This window comes from Thermogemmatispora tikiterensis (assembly GCF_003268475.1).
Lineage (GTDB): Bacteria > Chloroflexota > Ktedonobacteria > Ktedonobacterales > Ktedonobacteraceae > Thermogemmatispora > Thermogemmatispora tikiterensis.
The window spans coordinates 5,936,391-5,950,207 of record NZ_MCIF01000002.1; the positions used below are offsets into that span (position 1 = coordinate 5,936,391).

General features: G+C 60.5%; 9 protein-coding genes and 2 tRNA genes. 9 read left to right on the forward strand and 2 right to left on the reverse strand.

Features of this window, described 5'->3' with window-relative positions:
• The first annotated feature begins 381 nt into the window (after nt 1-381).
• Together A4R35_RS23610 and A4R35_RS23615 are read left to right on the forward strand one after the other, a co-directional pair.
• Nucleotides 382-1,761, forward strand: coding sequence for a purine-cytosine permease family protein (locus A4R35_RS23610; RefSeq protein WP_112433870.1), 1,380 nt, complete (start codon nt 382-384; stop codon nt 1,759-1,761).
• Between the two features lie 277 nt (nt 1,762-2,038).
• Nucleotides 2,039-3,355: a cytosine deaminase gene (locus A4R35_RS23615; RefSeq protein ID WP_189362266.1), complete on the forward strand. Its 1,317-nt coding sequence runs from the start codon at nt 2,039-2,041 to the stop codon at nt 3,353-3,355.
• Here the strand turns inward: A4R35_RS23615 and A4R35_RS23620 are convergent.
• Nucleotides 3,352-4,068 (reverse strand): DUF1345 domain-containing protein, encoded by a 717-nt coding sequence (locus A4R35_RS23620; RefSeq protein WP_112433871.1) that lies wholly within the window; start codon nt 4,066-4,068, stop codon nt 3,352-3,354. The genes A4R35_RS23615 and A4R35_RS23620 overlap by 4 nt on opposite strands.
• An 845-nt stretch (nt 4,069-4,913) precedes the next feature.
• On the opposite strand from A4R35_RS23620, the gene A4R35_RS23625 reads away from it, so the two are divergent.
• Both A4R35_RS23625 and A4R35_RS23630 read left to right on the forward strand, forming a co-directional pair.
• Nucleotides 4,914-7,454, forward strand: a complete 2,541-nt coding sequence (locus tag A4R35_RS23625) for an ATP-binding protein (protein ID WP_112433873.1) — start codon at nt 4,914-4,916, stop codon at nt 7,452-7,454.
• Nucleotides 7,451-8,851, forward strand: a complete 1,401-nt coding sequence (locus tag A4R35_RS23630) for a sigma-54-dependent transcriptional regulator (protein WP_112433875.1) — start codon at nt 7,451-7,453, stop codon at nt 8,849-8,851. The genes A4R35_RS23625 and A4R35_RS23630 overlap by 4 nt, the downstream gene beginning before the upstream one ends.
• A 247-nt stretch (nt 8,852-9,098) precedes the next feature.
• Here the strand turns inward: A4R35_RS23630 and A4R35_RS23635 are convergent, their stop codons facing one another.
• On the reverse strand, nt 9,099-10,088 hold the full coding sequence (locus A4R35_RS23635; RefSeq protein WP_112433877.1) for a GAF domain-containing protein: 990 nt from the start codon (nt 10,086-10,088) through the stop codon (nt 9,099-9,101).
• A 339-nt stretch (nt 10,089-10,427) separates the two neighbouring features.
• Between A4R35_RS23635 and A4R35_RS24475 the strand changes: the two genes are divergently transcribed.
• From A4R35_RS24475 to A4R35_RS23665, 5 genes are all read left to right on the forward strand, one after another.
• Nucleotides 10,428-10,826, forward strand: coding sequence for a response regulator transcription factor (locus tag A4R35_RS24475; RefSeq protein WP_151728633.1), 399 nt, complete (start codon nt 10,428-10,430; stop codon nt 10,824-10,826).
• Between the two features lie 168 nt (nt 10,827-10,994).
• Nucleotides 10,995-11,450, forward strand: coding sequence for a hypothetical protein (locus A4R35_RS23650; RefSeq protein WP_112433883.1), 456 nt, complete (start codon nt 10,995-10,997; stop codon nt 11,448-11,450).
• Nucleotides 11,451-11,653: 203 nt separating this feature from the next.
• Nucleotides 11,654-11,726 (forward strand) — tRNA-Pro (locus A4R35_RS23655).
• A gap of 67 nt (nt 11,727-11,793) precedes the next feature.
• Nucleotides 11,794-11,866, forward strand: a tRNA-Gly gene (locus tag A4R35_RS23660).
• 194 nt (nt 11,867-12,060) lie between these two features.
• Nucleotides 12,061-13,221: a tyrosine-type recombinase/integrase gene (locus A4R35_RS23665; RefSeq protein WP_112433885.1), complete on the forward strand. Its 1,161-nt coding sequence runs from the start codon at nt 12,061-12,063 to the stop codon at nt 13,219-13,221.
• Nucleotides 13,222-13,817 lie beyond the last annotated feature (596 nt).

Here is a 13,817-nt window from a genome sequence, read left to right on the forward strand (position 1 = left end):
GGTCAAAGCTGCCCATGAGCATTTATGGCTTTTTTATACGGCTCTCTTCCGTGGAAGCTGCTCGCCCTGACTGGCTTCAACGAGCGAGCTGCCAGGAGAGGAGACCGTGACAGGGAGAGGGCGATGCTGATATAATAGAGCTGGAATTAGCTCATCCTTCGTGCGCTCCGGAGAGGCGGCCAGGTGGTTCAGCTTGCTCTCCAGACACCTCTTTATCTGTGCCGAATGCCGCCCAACGCAAGGTTCTCCCAGGGTGCCTCCTGCGGTGGAATGGCGCAACGCGAGCGAGGAAGGTCGAGGATGACAGCCCTTTCAGCGCGCGAAACTCGCACGTGAGCGAACGAGGAGCGTCCCACTAGTTTTTCTCCAGGAGATAGCAGTATGTCTGACATCGTCACTATTCCTGAAGAACGGGGCATTGAGATTCATGGTATTGAACGGGTGGCCCCCACTGCTCGCACTCATGTGCGCATCTTTGACAATTTCACCATGTGGCTCTCAGCCAACCTGGTGATCTCGACGGTGGCTCTGGGGGCCCTGGCCAACCAGGTCTTTGGGCTGGGCTTCTGGGATGGTCTGGCCGTGATTGTGATCTTCAATGCCCTGGGCGTGCTTCCCGTCGCCTTCTTCTCGACGCTTGGTCCCAAACTCGGCCTGCGCCAGATGACCATCTCGCGCTTCTCCTTCGGTTGGGTCGGGGGCATTGTGATGGCCCTCTTCAATGTCGCGGCCTGCATTGGCTGGTCGGCGGTCAATGTCATTGTGGGTGGCCAGCTGGTAGCGGCCCTGAGCAACGGCGCGATTCCGCGCTGGGCCGGTATTCTGGTCATTGCCCTGCTGACCACCCTTGTCAGTATCTATGGCTATCGCTACGTTCATCGCTACGAGCGCTTCGCCTGGATTCCTATGGCCATTATCTTCGCCATCATGACGGTGGTGGCGGCGCCGCATATGAAAATCGTGCCAACGCCGGCGGTGAACGCGGCCTGGTTCGCCTCGCTAATCTCCTTCGGTGGAGCGATCTACGGCTTTGCTACCGGCTGGAGTTCCTACGCTGCTGACTACAATGTCCGGCAGCCGGAGGAAACGCCGGCCAGCCGCGTCTTCTGGCTGACCTTTCTAGGGGTCTTTCTGCCCTGCGTGGCCCTGGAGACCCTGGGCATGCTCCTGACGAGCTGGATTCCCAAGGGCGGCGGCGATCTACTGGCCGGGGTGTTGCAGCCTTTAGGCGGCTTCGGGACCGTCTTGCTGGTCCTGCTGGCTCTCAGTGTGGTGGCCAACAACATCCCCAACGATTACAGCCTTGGTCTCTCGATCCAGGTCGTTGGCAGATCCCTGCAGCGGGTGCCGCGCGCTGTCTGGACCCTGATCGGCGCGGTGATTTATGTGGCGATCGCCCTGCCGGCGGCACAGAATTTCAACCAGACGCTGGAAAATTTCCTCCTGCTGATTGCCTACTGGCTTGGCCCGTGGTCGATTATCCTGATCCTGGAACACTTTGTCTTTCGCCACGGCGTCTATAATGTCGATGACTGGAATACGCCTGAGAAGCTGCCCATCGGCTGGGCGGCCCTGGTGGCGATGGTTATCGGCCTGATCGGCGTGGCCCTGGGGGCCGCGCAGGTCTACTATGTCGGCCCGCTGGCGAGGCTGGTCAACCCGCCCTATGGCATGGATATCGGCTTCGAGCTAGGCATTGTCCTGGCCGCGATCGCCTATCTGCTCCTGCGCCCCATTGAGCTACGCCAGACTGGGCGCTGAGCGCCGGGCTGACAAGCGGGCCTGAGCGAGATGGCTTTCCCTCCCGTGGACCCCTCTGAGCAGAGAGGGAGGTGAACGGGGGAAGGTATTCACCCTGGGGCAGGCGGACGATGGGCAAGAGAGCAGCCACAGGTCGCCTGCCCCTCTTTGCTGTTTCCGGGACGGCCTCTGAGCGTTCTGCCAGACTCGCCTGCTCGCTAGTGGTCGTGTGTCGCCGTTCCCTGTTCATGCTCCTCCTTTCTGGCGAGTTCCATCACACACTTGACGAGGAAGAACGATGCACTACGACTTGATTGTGCGCCATGCACGTCTCCACCGCAGAGAGACGCTCGTTGACCTTGCCGTGCAAGGTGGGCGCTTTGTCTGTATCGCTCCCGAGCTGTCCACGGACACCGCGGCGCGCGAGATCGAGGCCGCAGGGCGCCTGGTCTCGCCGCCTTTTATTGATGCCCATGTCCACCTTGATGCAGTCCTCACGGTAGGCCAGCCCCGCTACAACAGTAGCGGCACCTTGCTGGAAGGGATTCAGATCTGGAGCGAGCGCAAGCCCTCTCTGAGCCACGAGGACGTCAAGCGCCGCGCCCTGGAGGCTATTCGCTGGGAGGTCGCTCAGGGTACCCTCTACATTCGCAGCCATGTCGACGTCTGCGATCCCTCTCTAACGGCTCTGCGCGCCCTGCTGGAAGTGCGCGAGGAGGTGCGCGACATCTGTGAGCTGCAGCTGGTGGCCTTTCCGCAGGATGGCATCTTCTCCTTCCCCAATGGTCAGGAACTGATGCGTCGCGCCCTGGAACTGGGCTGCGATCTGGTCGGCGGCATTCCCCACTATGAGTGGACGCGCGATCTCGGCGTTGAGGATGTGCGCTATGCTTTCGCCCTGGCGCGCGAATTCAATCGCGACATTGACTGTCACTGTGATGAGACCGACGATCCCCATTCCCGCTTTACGGAAGTGATGGCGGCGGAGACTCTCAGCGCCGGCTGGCAGGGGCGGGTGACAGCCAGCCACTGCACAGCCATGCATTCTTACGATAATGCCTATGCTTTCAAGCTGCTGCGCCTGCTGGCACAGGCCAGGGTCAATGTCATTGCCAATCCTTTCGATAATGTGGTCCTGCAGGGCCGCTTTGACACCTATCCGAAGCGCCGCGGCCTGGCGCGCGTCAAGGAGCTGCTGGAGGCCGGGGTGACGGTGGCGCTCGGCCACGACTCGATCATGGACCCCTGGTTTCCGCTTGGGCGCGGCGACATGCTGGCCGCGGCTCAGCTTGCCCTTTTGCTCTGCCATATGAGCGGCTACGAAGAAATTAATACCGTGCTGGATCTGATCACCACCCAGGCGGCGCGCGTCTTGCGCATCGAGGATCGCTATGGGATCGAAGAGGGGAAGCCTGCCGATTTCGTGCTGCTCGATGCCCCTTCGGCTTTTGAAGCCCTGCGCCTGCTGCCGGCGCGCCTGCACGTTTTCAAAGGGGGGCGGGAGGTGGCGACAACGACGCCAGCTCGCAGCCTGCTGCGCCGCGAGGGTGAGGCCGAGGGTAGTGAGGTCACCTTTCGCCTTCCGCCCGCCTGGTCAGTCTCCGCGGAAGATTAAAGAATGTTGACGGCCCGCGCCGCCAGGATGGCCAGGACGAGCAGAGAGAGCAAGGACTCCAGCATCATCAGAGCCTTGGCCCGGCGCGTCAGTGGCATAGTATCCGTCGGGCTGAAGGCGGTGGCTGTGGTGAAGGCCAGGAAGAGATAGTCGAGGAAGTGGGGAACCCAGCCACTGCTGTTCCCGTTCGCCTGTTGAGGGAAGAGGAAGTCGGCGGCGCGGTGACCGCGTCGATGCCGTCCCACTGGTCCCCCGCCGTCGATTTCCCAGTACCAGAGAGCAAAGACCAGAATATTGGAGGTCCAGAGCAGGGCGGCGGCCCGTAGCAGGATATCGGCCCGCGTGCTGCGCGGCAGGTTGAAGATGAGCAACGCCACGGCACTGCCCAGGGCCAGGGTCACGATCGCGAGCAACCCAAAAGCCAGGTGACGCTGCAAACGGTGGATGTGTTGAGATCGCCAGCCGGACCGGGCCAGGAATCTGAACACGATGACCCCAGCCACAATGATTCCTTCCAGGACCAACGGGAGCCAGTTCGGCCCGAGGGTCAGCCAGGGGGGCAAAACTGCGTAGAGGAGGCCGCAGAGCAGGGCAGCGATCAGGGCCAGCCAGCGCGGCGCGATCTTGCTCTCTTTTGCCCCTTGCTGTAGCTGTTGCTCGCCTGCTCCTTGCTGTATTTCTGTCGCTCCGTGCGATTTCCGATGCTCTTCCATGCTTCTTTCTCTCTTGCGTGATTGCCTGAAGTCAGTCTGTTCTCTCCCGGTCAGGCTAGAGCAGACTGCCGCTCGCCTATCAGGGTAGCGAAGTTGTCACCCGGTTGCAAGTTCTTCTCCTGTACCTGGCTCTTTCCCTCTCTCGGCGCTCCTCCTCCTGCTGCACAAGAGAGCGGTGCGATCTTCTTCTGATTTTACACAAGATTATGAATGATCAGTCATAATAGTAGCAGGAAAGGAGAGAGAAAGGGCAGAGATAATGGCAATATTTTCAAACAAGACCAATGACAGGTGCAAAATAGGCTAGTATCTGCTATAGTAGAAAACAGGAGAGGACCCCGGAGGGCTGGCTGTTGTTGGGAGGGGGGAGTACTGTGAGCGGGGCTGGCTGCAGGAGTGGGGAAGCTGGCAGTGGCCTGGGATGAGCAGCAGTTGCCCTGTGAAGGGGGGAAGGCAAGTATCAAGCAAATAAGCAAGATGGCTGGAAAGGCGAGGGGAGAGACCATGACACGGCCAGAGCGCCTGTGGGGGCCAGCAGGGGCGATGCGATGGCGATGGCCCAGCCTGGTTGGTGGTCTTCCACAGCGTTGTGGCAGGCACAAAGCCGGGCGGAGGACAACCAGCATATGGCCTATGGAAGCGACTGAGGTGATCCGCTGTCCGGGGTCGGAGTATGTTCCTCGCAGAGCGTGTTACGAGAAGCTCCAGGTTGCAGAGAGAGCGGAAGAGGTGTAGTGTGGTCAGCAAAGAGAACCTCCATGTGAGCACTCAGCAGAGCGGACGGCTGGCAAGTCCTGCTCGACAAGGGCACAGCGGACTGGAGCGGTCAGGAGAAGGGGGGAAACATGCGTACTGCAGAGCATGATTCGGGCATCTTCGCCTCGCGGTCTGGTACAGGCAAGGAGGCAGGAGAGACCGCTGGAGAAGAGGGAAAGGGAGCCGCCTCAGCTCTTGCGCCGCTGAGCGCACCCATTCTCGTCACCACGATTCTCGACGAATTCAGCGCCATTAGCGACTATCGGGTGCTGCAAGACAGTCTGCCGCGGCGGCTGGCCTCGCTGCTGCGGAGCCGCTACGTCCTGCTCTACAAGCGTATCGGAGAGACGCTGCAATTCGTCTCAGGGACCTTTGACGATCGCCCAGGCTGGTCGACCTCGCTGCTGGCGGTGGCCCAGATCAATCCTATCGACCTCAACAGTGAGCGGCCCGAGGCCCGAGCCTGGAGACTGCGGTGTGTGGCTACTGCGCCAGCAGACAAGAGCGAGCCGCAGCTGGTTGCCGTGCCGCTGATCTATCGTCAGCGGGCCACCGGCGTCCTGGTAGCCATCCGTGGCGGCCACGAAGGTCAGCCTGCAGCTGGGGGCCAGTCTGCCGGTTCTCCTGGTGGCACCATTGGCAGCCGCCTGCCGGCCTATTGGAGCGAAGAAGAGATTCATGTGCTGGAGGCCGTCGCTGGTGTCAGCGCCATGCTCCTTGAAAACACCCTGCTGCTGGAGCGAGACCGTGAGCGTATCCAAGAGCTTTCATTGCTCAACAGCATCGGCAGCCAGATCAACAGTGCCGTGCACGATCTTGAGCGTCTGTGCACCATTATCATGCAGCGCAGCCGTGAAATTGCGCCGCTTGATCTCTGCGACGTGCTCCTCTCGCCTCCGATGGGCAGGCAGGCGCCCTGGATTAGTCCGGCCCTGAGCGAAGCGCTCTTCCGCTATGCGCGCGAGCAGGGGAGCCATCCCACGCCGCTCCTCATCGAGCGCCCGGGCAGTCCGCGCACCGCTGACTATCTCTGTCATCTGCCAGGCAGCCTCAATACCTTCATTGCCCTGCCGCTCATCAGCGGAGGCGATCCTGGGCGGCGTGGTCGGCTCTGTGGTTCCGAAGAGAGAGAGCCGCGGGTGCTAGGCCTCTTAGTAGGGGGCACTTATCGGCCCTGGAAAGTGCGCCATGTTGAACTGATGATGCTGCAAGTACTGGCCAGTCAGGCCAGCGCCGCTCTGGAGAATATTCACCTCATGACTGAGGTCATCGAAGCGCGTAACGAAGCGCGCAAGCTCCTGCGCCAGGTTCTTGACGACCAGCGTCTCAAAGAGCTGATCCTGGAGAGCATTCCCAGCGGATTGATGACCATAGATCTCAGCGGGCAGATCACTACCTTCAACCGGGCGGCCTCGCTCATCCTGGGCTATCATCCCTACGAAGCCCTGGGTCAGCCGGTGCACAAGATTCTGCCGCTCAAGAACCCCCAGGTCCTGCGCGAAGTCCTGCAGTCTGGCCCTGGCCACCGCTCCCCAGCGACCTATCATGAGACGCTCATCTCCCACGATCGGCAGGGGCAGGACCTGGTGCTTGACATGACCTGGCAGCCTCTCTGTAACGACCGGGGGAGGCAGATTGGTACCCTGCTCACCTTCAGTGACGTCACCTCCATGCATCGTCTGCAGGAAGAGAAGCGTCGACTGGACGAACTGGCGTCGCTGGGCAAGATGGCGGCCAGTGTTGCCCATGAAGTGCGCAATCCCCTGGCCTCCATCAAAATCACCATGCAGATGCTCATGGACGACCTGGAGAAACTCGTGCAGCGTGAAGCAGCCGAAGGCAGCGAAGGCGGTGATCGGGGAGGCCAGGCTCAGCCCCGCCTCGAAGAGCATCGTGGGGCCCAGGAGTCGATCGCCGTCGTTCTCAAAGAAGTTGAGCGTCTCGACAACATCGTACGCGAGTTGCTGCTCTTCGCCAAGCCGCGCCAATTGCATCGTGTGCCCTGTGATCTCATTGCCCTCAATGAGCACGTCTTGCAGACGCTACAGCCCTGTCTGAATGAGGCCGGGATTGTCGTCCATCGTGTCTATCAGCGCGATCTCCTGGAGCAGCCGCAGCGGCGGCTTGCCGTTATTCTCGCCGACATGGAACAGATGGAACAAGTACTTTTCAACCTCTACACCAATGCTATCCAGGCCATGCCAGAAGGAGGAATCCTCACCGTCTCGGCTCAGATCGTCCTGCCTCCGCGGTCTGGGACTGGTGCCAGCTATATCCTGCCGCGGGTGCGGGTTGCTGAGGGTGAAAGCAGTTATTTGACCTCAGAGGAGCAGCAGTGGCTGGAACTCTCCATCAGCGACACAGGCATCGGCATCCCGCCGGAGCAGTTGGATCTTATCTTCCAGCCCTTCTTCACTACCAAAGCGCACGGCATTGGGCTTGGCCTGGCCATTACCCAGCGTCTCATTGAGAGCCATCAAGGGCACATCAGCGTCGAAAGCCGCCTGGGCTACGGCGCCACCTTCACCATTCGCCTCCCTCTGGCGCCTGCTGACAATGGTGCTGAGATCGAAAATGAGGGCGAGTCTCGGACCACAGAATCAACGAGCGGGGGACCACAGACATCATGAGCATGTTCATTCTCATCATCGATGATGAGCCGCACCTGCCGCACCAGATCGCCCGCTATCTGGGCAGACACGGCTACGAAGTGGAAACTGTCGCTGAAGGTGAGGCTGGTCTGCGGATCATTCAGCAATGCTCGGTTGACCTTGTCTTGCTGGACCTGCGCCTGCCTGGGCTGAGCGGGCTAGAGGTTCTCAAACGCATCAGGGCCAGCGAGCCGGAGCTTCCTGTAATCATGCTGACCGCCTATGGGGATGTACGCAGCGCGGTCGAAGCCATGAAGCTGGGGGCTTCCGACTACCTGCTCAAAGGGTTCGACCTCGAAGAGCTACTGCTCGTCGTCCAGCGTGCCCTGGAGACCAGTGCCATGTACCGCGAGCTGCGCCAGCTGCGGCGCGAGCGCAGCGATAACTATCACTTCAACTACATTGTTGGGCACAGCGAGCGCATGCGTCAGGTATTTGAGATGGTTGCCCGTGTGGCTCGCAGCGACACTGCCTCTGTCCTCATCACTGGCGAGAGCGGGACCGGCAAAGAAGTCGTCGCGCATGCCATTCACGAACAGAGTCCGCGCGCCTCTGGCCCTTTCCAGCCCCTGAACTGTGCTGCCATCGCCCATAACCTCCTCGAGAGCGAACTCTTTGGCTACGAGCCATATGCCTTCACCGATGCGCGCAAGCAGAAGCGTGGACTCCTGGAGCTAGCTGATGGGGGTACGCTCTTTCTCGATGAGATCGGTGAAATGCCGCTAGATATGCAGGCCAAGCTCCTGCGGGTGCTGGAGACGCGCTCCTTCTTTCGTCTGGGAGGGAGCAAGGAAGTCAAAATCAACGTGCGCGTCATCGCTGCCACCAACCGTGATTTGCAGAAGGCGATGGCTGAGGGAACCTTTCGCCGCGACCTCTTCTATCGTCTGGCAGTCATGCAGATCAACCTGCCGCCATTACGTGAGCGCCCGGGGGACATCTTACTTTTCGCCTCGCGTTTCGTCGAAGATTTCAACAAGTCATTGGGACGCAACGTGCGCCGCATCTCGCCCGAGGCCCAGCGTCTTCTGCTTGCCTATAGCTGGCCGGGCAATGTGCGTGAGCTTAAGAACGTCATTGAACGGGCCATGATTCTCAGCAACGGCGATGAAATCCAGCCGGCCCATCTGCCCCAGGAGATCGTTGGCTACAGCGAGAGCCGTCAGCTTGATGCCTGTGATCCCTGGGAGGAGTGGCTGGCTGGCCATCCGGAGCAGCCCCTGCCGTTGGAGCGTATTGTAGAGCGAGTGGAGCAATATTTCATTCGTCAGGCGCTCTGCGAAGCCGGACACAATCGTACGCGGGCGGCGGAATTGCTAGGAATGAGCAAAGTCGACCAGCTGCGTTATCTGATGCGCAAGCATGGCATTGAATGAAGGTGAAGGGAGCGAGGTCGGGACTGCTTTCTTTCAGCCGGTTGCCTGCTGGAGCCTGTTAAACCCGGGAGATGGGCAGTAGGAGCGTGCCCAGTGCCAGGCCAGAGTCAGGACGAGGCCGACCTATGCTATGTGAGGCGCTCTCCGCAGAGGGTAGGGAGGAGGGAGAGGCAGGTGCGCCAGGGCGAGCCGGAGCACGGTCTCGGCGACAGGCGAGGAAGAGCAGCCTGGCAAAGCGATGCCAGGCTCAGGAGTCGAGCAGTGTCTCATTCTCTTCCTCGCCCAGACGCAGCAGCTCCGCCTCGATCTCACGCCAGGCCTCCTGCTCGGCCTCAGCGTTAGAGAGGCGGCGTTGGTGCTGGAGCCGGGCCACACGCTGGCGGAAGGTGGCTAAGATTGGGCGTTGTTTCTCTGGGGAGGGCATTGGTCGCAGCTCGATCTGCGAGGGGGCGTAGAACTCGCTGGGATCGAATGCCAGCGAAGCCAGATCGCTAAAGATGGCCAGCAAGCTCATACGCTGTTGGGAGAAATAGCCCACCTCGGTGCTGGAGGCCAGCAAGCAGCCGGCGACACGCCCTCCGAGCCAGATTGGATGGGCGGCGGCGCTGATCTCGAATTCGCTCTGGTAAGCGGGGACGAGGTGGTACTTGCGCAAATCTTCGATACTCTGGACGCGCCCCGACTCCACCACGTAGCCAGCCAGCGACTCCATTCCCAGGAAGAGGGCCATTTGCTCCAGATCGGCGGTCCAGGGGAGTGTCCCTTTTCCCATGCGCTCGCGCAGGCTGCGGATCTTCCCATCCGGGTGAGGGGGCATACACTGGATCAGGGTGATGGACATTCCCAGGTGATTTGGATCGAGCTGGGCCAGGGCCTGGCGCAGGACCATCTCGCCGATCTGCCAGAAGCGCAGCGATTCGATCGTCGTGGTACGAGCGCTGAGCACCTGGGAGAAGAACTCAGAGGGCACTTGCTCGACGGCGCTCTCACGCAGGAGGGCGTCGATATCGGGAAAACTGCGACGCAGGGCCTCCAGCAGCTCCTGTCGATACTGGGGGTGAACGGCCTGGACGAGGCGGATCAGGTGGGAGCGATGGGGCCTTGACTCGCCGTTCGCCCAGCGAGATAGCGTCATAGTCGTTACTCCGAGCGCCGTTGCGAGGCGCTGGCGCTCCGCCGTTGTTCGGATGAGCCGCTGCAAGACGGACTGCCAGGACGGGGATTCGCTCACGCTCATACTCGCCCCCTCAGACTCCTACTCTCTGTTCCTGTATTGATGCTCTTCTGGCATATGATAACAGAGGGAACAGGCAGAGTCAACCAGAAGACGCCAGTTTCGATTCTGCCTTCTCACGGGAGTGGCGTGCGCCCTTCTAATAATCAGCTGTCCGCTTGTGTCAGACGAAGCATGCTCAATGGCCTTATGGGGCAGCTCTTCCATCGGAGACTATACTGTAAGGTGGGGACAGTTGTGAAGTCTACGGCGCTTATCTATCTATCTATCCGCAGGCATCGGCGTGCGTTGTGTCAGCCCTACTGGTACGCCAGGGGAAGGGCCGGGAGAGGCAGACAGACGATGAAACGTATTATTGTAGTAGATGATGATAAGGAAACGCGAGAAATTATCACCTTTGTGCTAAGCCGCAATGGCTTTGAGGTGATCACGGCGGCGGATGGCAGGCAGCTGGCAGCGCTCCTGGAGGTGGAGAGGCCGGACCTGATTATTCTGGATGTCATGATGCCGGGGCTAGACGGCTATCAGATTTTTAACCGCTTGCGTCATGATCCGGTCCTGCATCAGATACCGGTAATCATTATGACGGCCCATGCTGAGCACATTTATGAGCGGATTAGTGTTGATCTGGGGGCGGCGGATCATATTACGAAGCCCTTCCATCCCTTGGAGCTGGTGGAGAAGGTTAAGGGTCTCTTCCGCATGCTGTCGTGTGAAGCCAGCTGGGATGAGGTGAAGTGAGGAAAGCAGGCAGGCAGCCAGACAGGCTGGCTGCCTGGTTGAGAAAGATGCGCTGGGCGTGGGCAAAGGCAGACGAGCCGGCTGCGATCTTGCGGGATGGCGGAGAAGTTGGTATCATTATCAACAGGGGCGTTTTTGGCAAGTTCCTCCTAAGGAAGCAGAGCAGCCATGCCAAACAGATATGAGCGCGAGATTGAGGAGATCCTCCGGAACCTGGAACAGGGTGAGTCGCAGGACTCGCGGTGGTCGCGGTTCGCCGGTCGCTCCCGTGCAGGTCGTCGGTGGCGTTTCTCGCTGCCGCGTCTGCGTTTTCCTGCGGTTGCCTGGACACTGGATGCCTCTCAGTGGTTTTTACTCCTCAGCATCATTGCAGCCCTGATCGCGGGTGGTTTTGCTTATGCCCTGCAAGGCCCTGGGGTCTTTACCGGGCTGATGGCGATTGTGAGCCTGGTCTGCCTGGTGGCCGTCTTGCTTGTCCAGCTCTGGCGGCGCCCGCGTTACTCTTCGGCAGCTTATGGTGGGGGCAGAGTGACCCCTTTACGTCCGCAGCGGCTGTCGCGCTTGACAACTCGTTGGCAGCTTTTCCTGTTAAAGCTGCGCTATCGCCGCAAGCGTGATTTGTAAGCTCAAGGCAGGATTGACGAGAGGCTGCTGGTAGCCTTTTGCCGGCTGGGATGCTGCCGAAGAGGCGGTGATGGGTGGGTTCCTACTTGACAGCGAGATGTGGCCGTGTTATAGTTGCAGGTGCGCAGTTGTAAGCGAATGCTCACCTGTAGCGGGCTGGGCAAAGAGCGCGAGCAGTGTAGGCGAGTAAGCCAGTCAGCTGACGGGGTGTGGCGCAGTGGGTAGCGCGCATGGTTTGGGACCATGAGGTCCGCGGTTCAAATCCGCGCACCCCGATTTGTGGTGGCGCCGTGGCTGATCGCTCTTTGCCCTGGATGCTCACTCAGGACGGTGACCATCATTGGCGGGAGTAACTCAGGTGGTAGAGTACCTGCCTTCCAAGCAGGCTGTCGCGGGTTCGAGTCCCGTCTCCCGCTCCCTCGACTCAGGAAACCAGTTCTCAAGCGGCTTCTCTGCCAGCAGGCTCGTCCGCTTGGCGGGAGGATCAGTCCGATAGCGACGGTAGTGCGTACCTGCCTCGGCGATCGTAGAGTATCTGCCTTCGGCTGATTTTCCTTCACGGGTGAGTGCCTGCCTGGCCGGGAAGCGCCTTCTCTGAAGGAGGTTTCCTGTGGTCGCTCGTATCCACCAGCAGCAAGGCAAGCGTTCCCCTCAGACCCCTCGCCAGACAGTGGTTTCCCGCTATACGCCTCCTCCCAAGGGGGAACATCTGCTACGCCACTGCATTGAGGAGTATCTCCTGGACCATTGGAGTCAGAACCATAGTCCCAAAACGCTCGAATGGCACCAGCTCACCTTGAGGAAATTGGAGCCGTTCCTGGAGCAGCAAGGCATCACCCTCGTCGAAGAGATCGAGCGAGTGCATCTGCTCTCCTGGCTGAGTGAGCTGGGTACGCGAACGGGAGCACATGGCAAACGATTGGCAGCCCGTTCGGTCAACACCTATGCGCGGTCCATGCGGGCATTCTGCAACTGGCTGGAAGCCCGAGGCTATGTCTCGCGATCGCCGGCAGCGGATGTCAGCATGCCCAAAGTGGGCAAGCCCCTCATTCGGATCATTGAGCAAGAGGAATTCAAGCGCCTGCTGCAAGCCTGTGCGTCGCTTTCTGAATCTGGCCCCCTAGCGGACTATCATGCAGCGCGCAATCGCGCCATCCTGTGGCTCCTCTATGATACAGGCATTCGCCTTGCGGAATTGTGCGGTCTGCGTCTGGTGGATCTGGATCGAAAAAAGGGGGTGATTCAGGTCCAGGGGAAGGGCGAGAAGGAGCGGCAGATTGCCCTTGGGAGAAAAGCTCTGAGGGCCTTGCTGCTCTATGTGGACCACTATCGCCCCACTGCCGAGCAGCTCGCGGAGATGGGGAACCCAGGAGAAGATCATCTCTTCCTGGGTGAGCGAGGTTGTGGTCTCACCCGTCGAGGCGTCGATATGCTCTTTCGCCGCCTTCGTCAGCGGGTCGCCTGGCCAGAGGAGCGGCGTCTGAGTCCCCATGTGTTCCGCCATACCTTCGCCGTTCGCTACTTGATGCTTGGGGGCGATATCTATACGCTCCAGGCGCTGTTAGGCCATGAGGATATTGCTACTATTAAGGAATACATGCATCTGAGTAATACGGCGGTCCAGGAGCAGAAGCGGAAATTTAGCCCTGGTGATCATGTGGCCGTGGAACCTGGGCCTGGAGGGAGGAAACCTTGGCAGCGTTCCCGCGAGTCTGCCAGGAGCAAGCAGGGGGGTGGCCGGGGCAGGAAACCGGGAGCCGCAAGCGTCTAGGTGCGCTGCTGGGCGTCTGCGTCCTGCGCAAGTCCTCATCATGGCTTCCACGCGCGTGGAGAGGCCTGTCCTTCGAGCCTCCGGGGGTGACCCATCGAGCGGCGGGATCATGGGGAACGCGGGAAGGAGGCGGGAAGCAAGCGGGAGGGGAGCGGGAACCAGCCGGGAAGCTCCTGGAATCGCGGCGGGAACCCGACAGGAACGGGCCAGGAAGGCCCCTTGTGCACCGGCGGCGGCTGTTCTCCGCTGCTTCCCCTCCAGGGGGGAGCGTGTTCCGTAGGGGAGGTGCTTGCCCCCCCTTGCCCAGTCTTGTCTTCCTTTCCGGCGGAGACGAACGTGCCCCCTCGTCCTGGCAGGTCCCACCTGCCGCTGCTTCGACGAGCCACCACGTGCCTGCGCTCTGACAGCCGTAGAGCGGTGGCCTCTCGCCTGGGTCCAGGAAGCGACCCAGCGGCGACCAGTGACCTTCCCGGTCGCTTCCCGGCTCACTCCTGAAGCAGGACGGAGAGAGGCTGCTACACTGTTCCCTGCCTGGGAGCATACCCGGCAGCAAGCAGTGTAGCAGCCTTGAAAGGAGTATGCATACCAGTCAACGA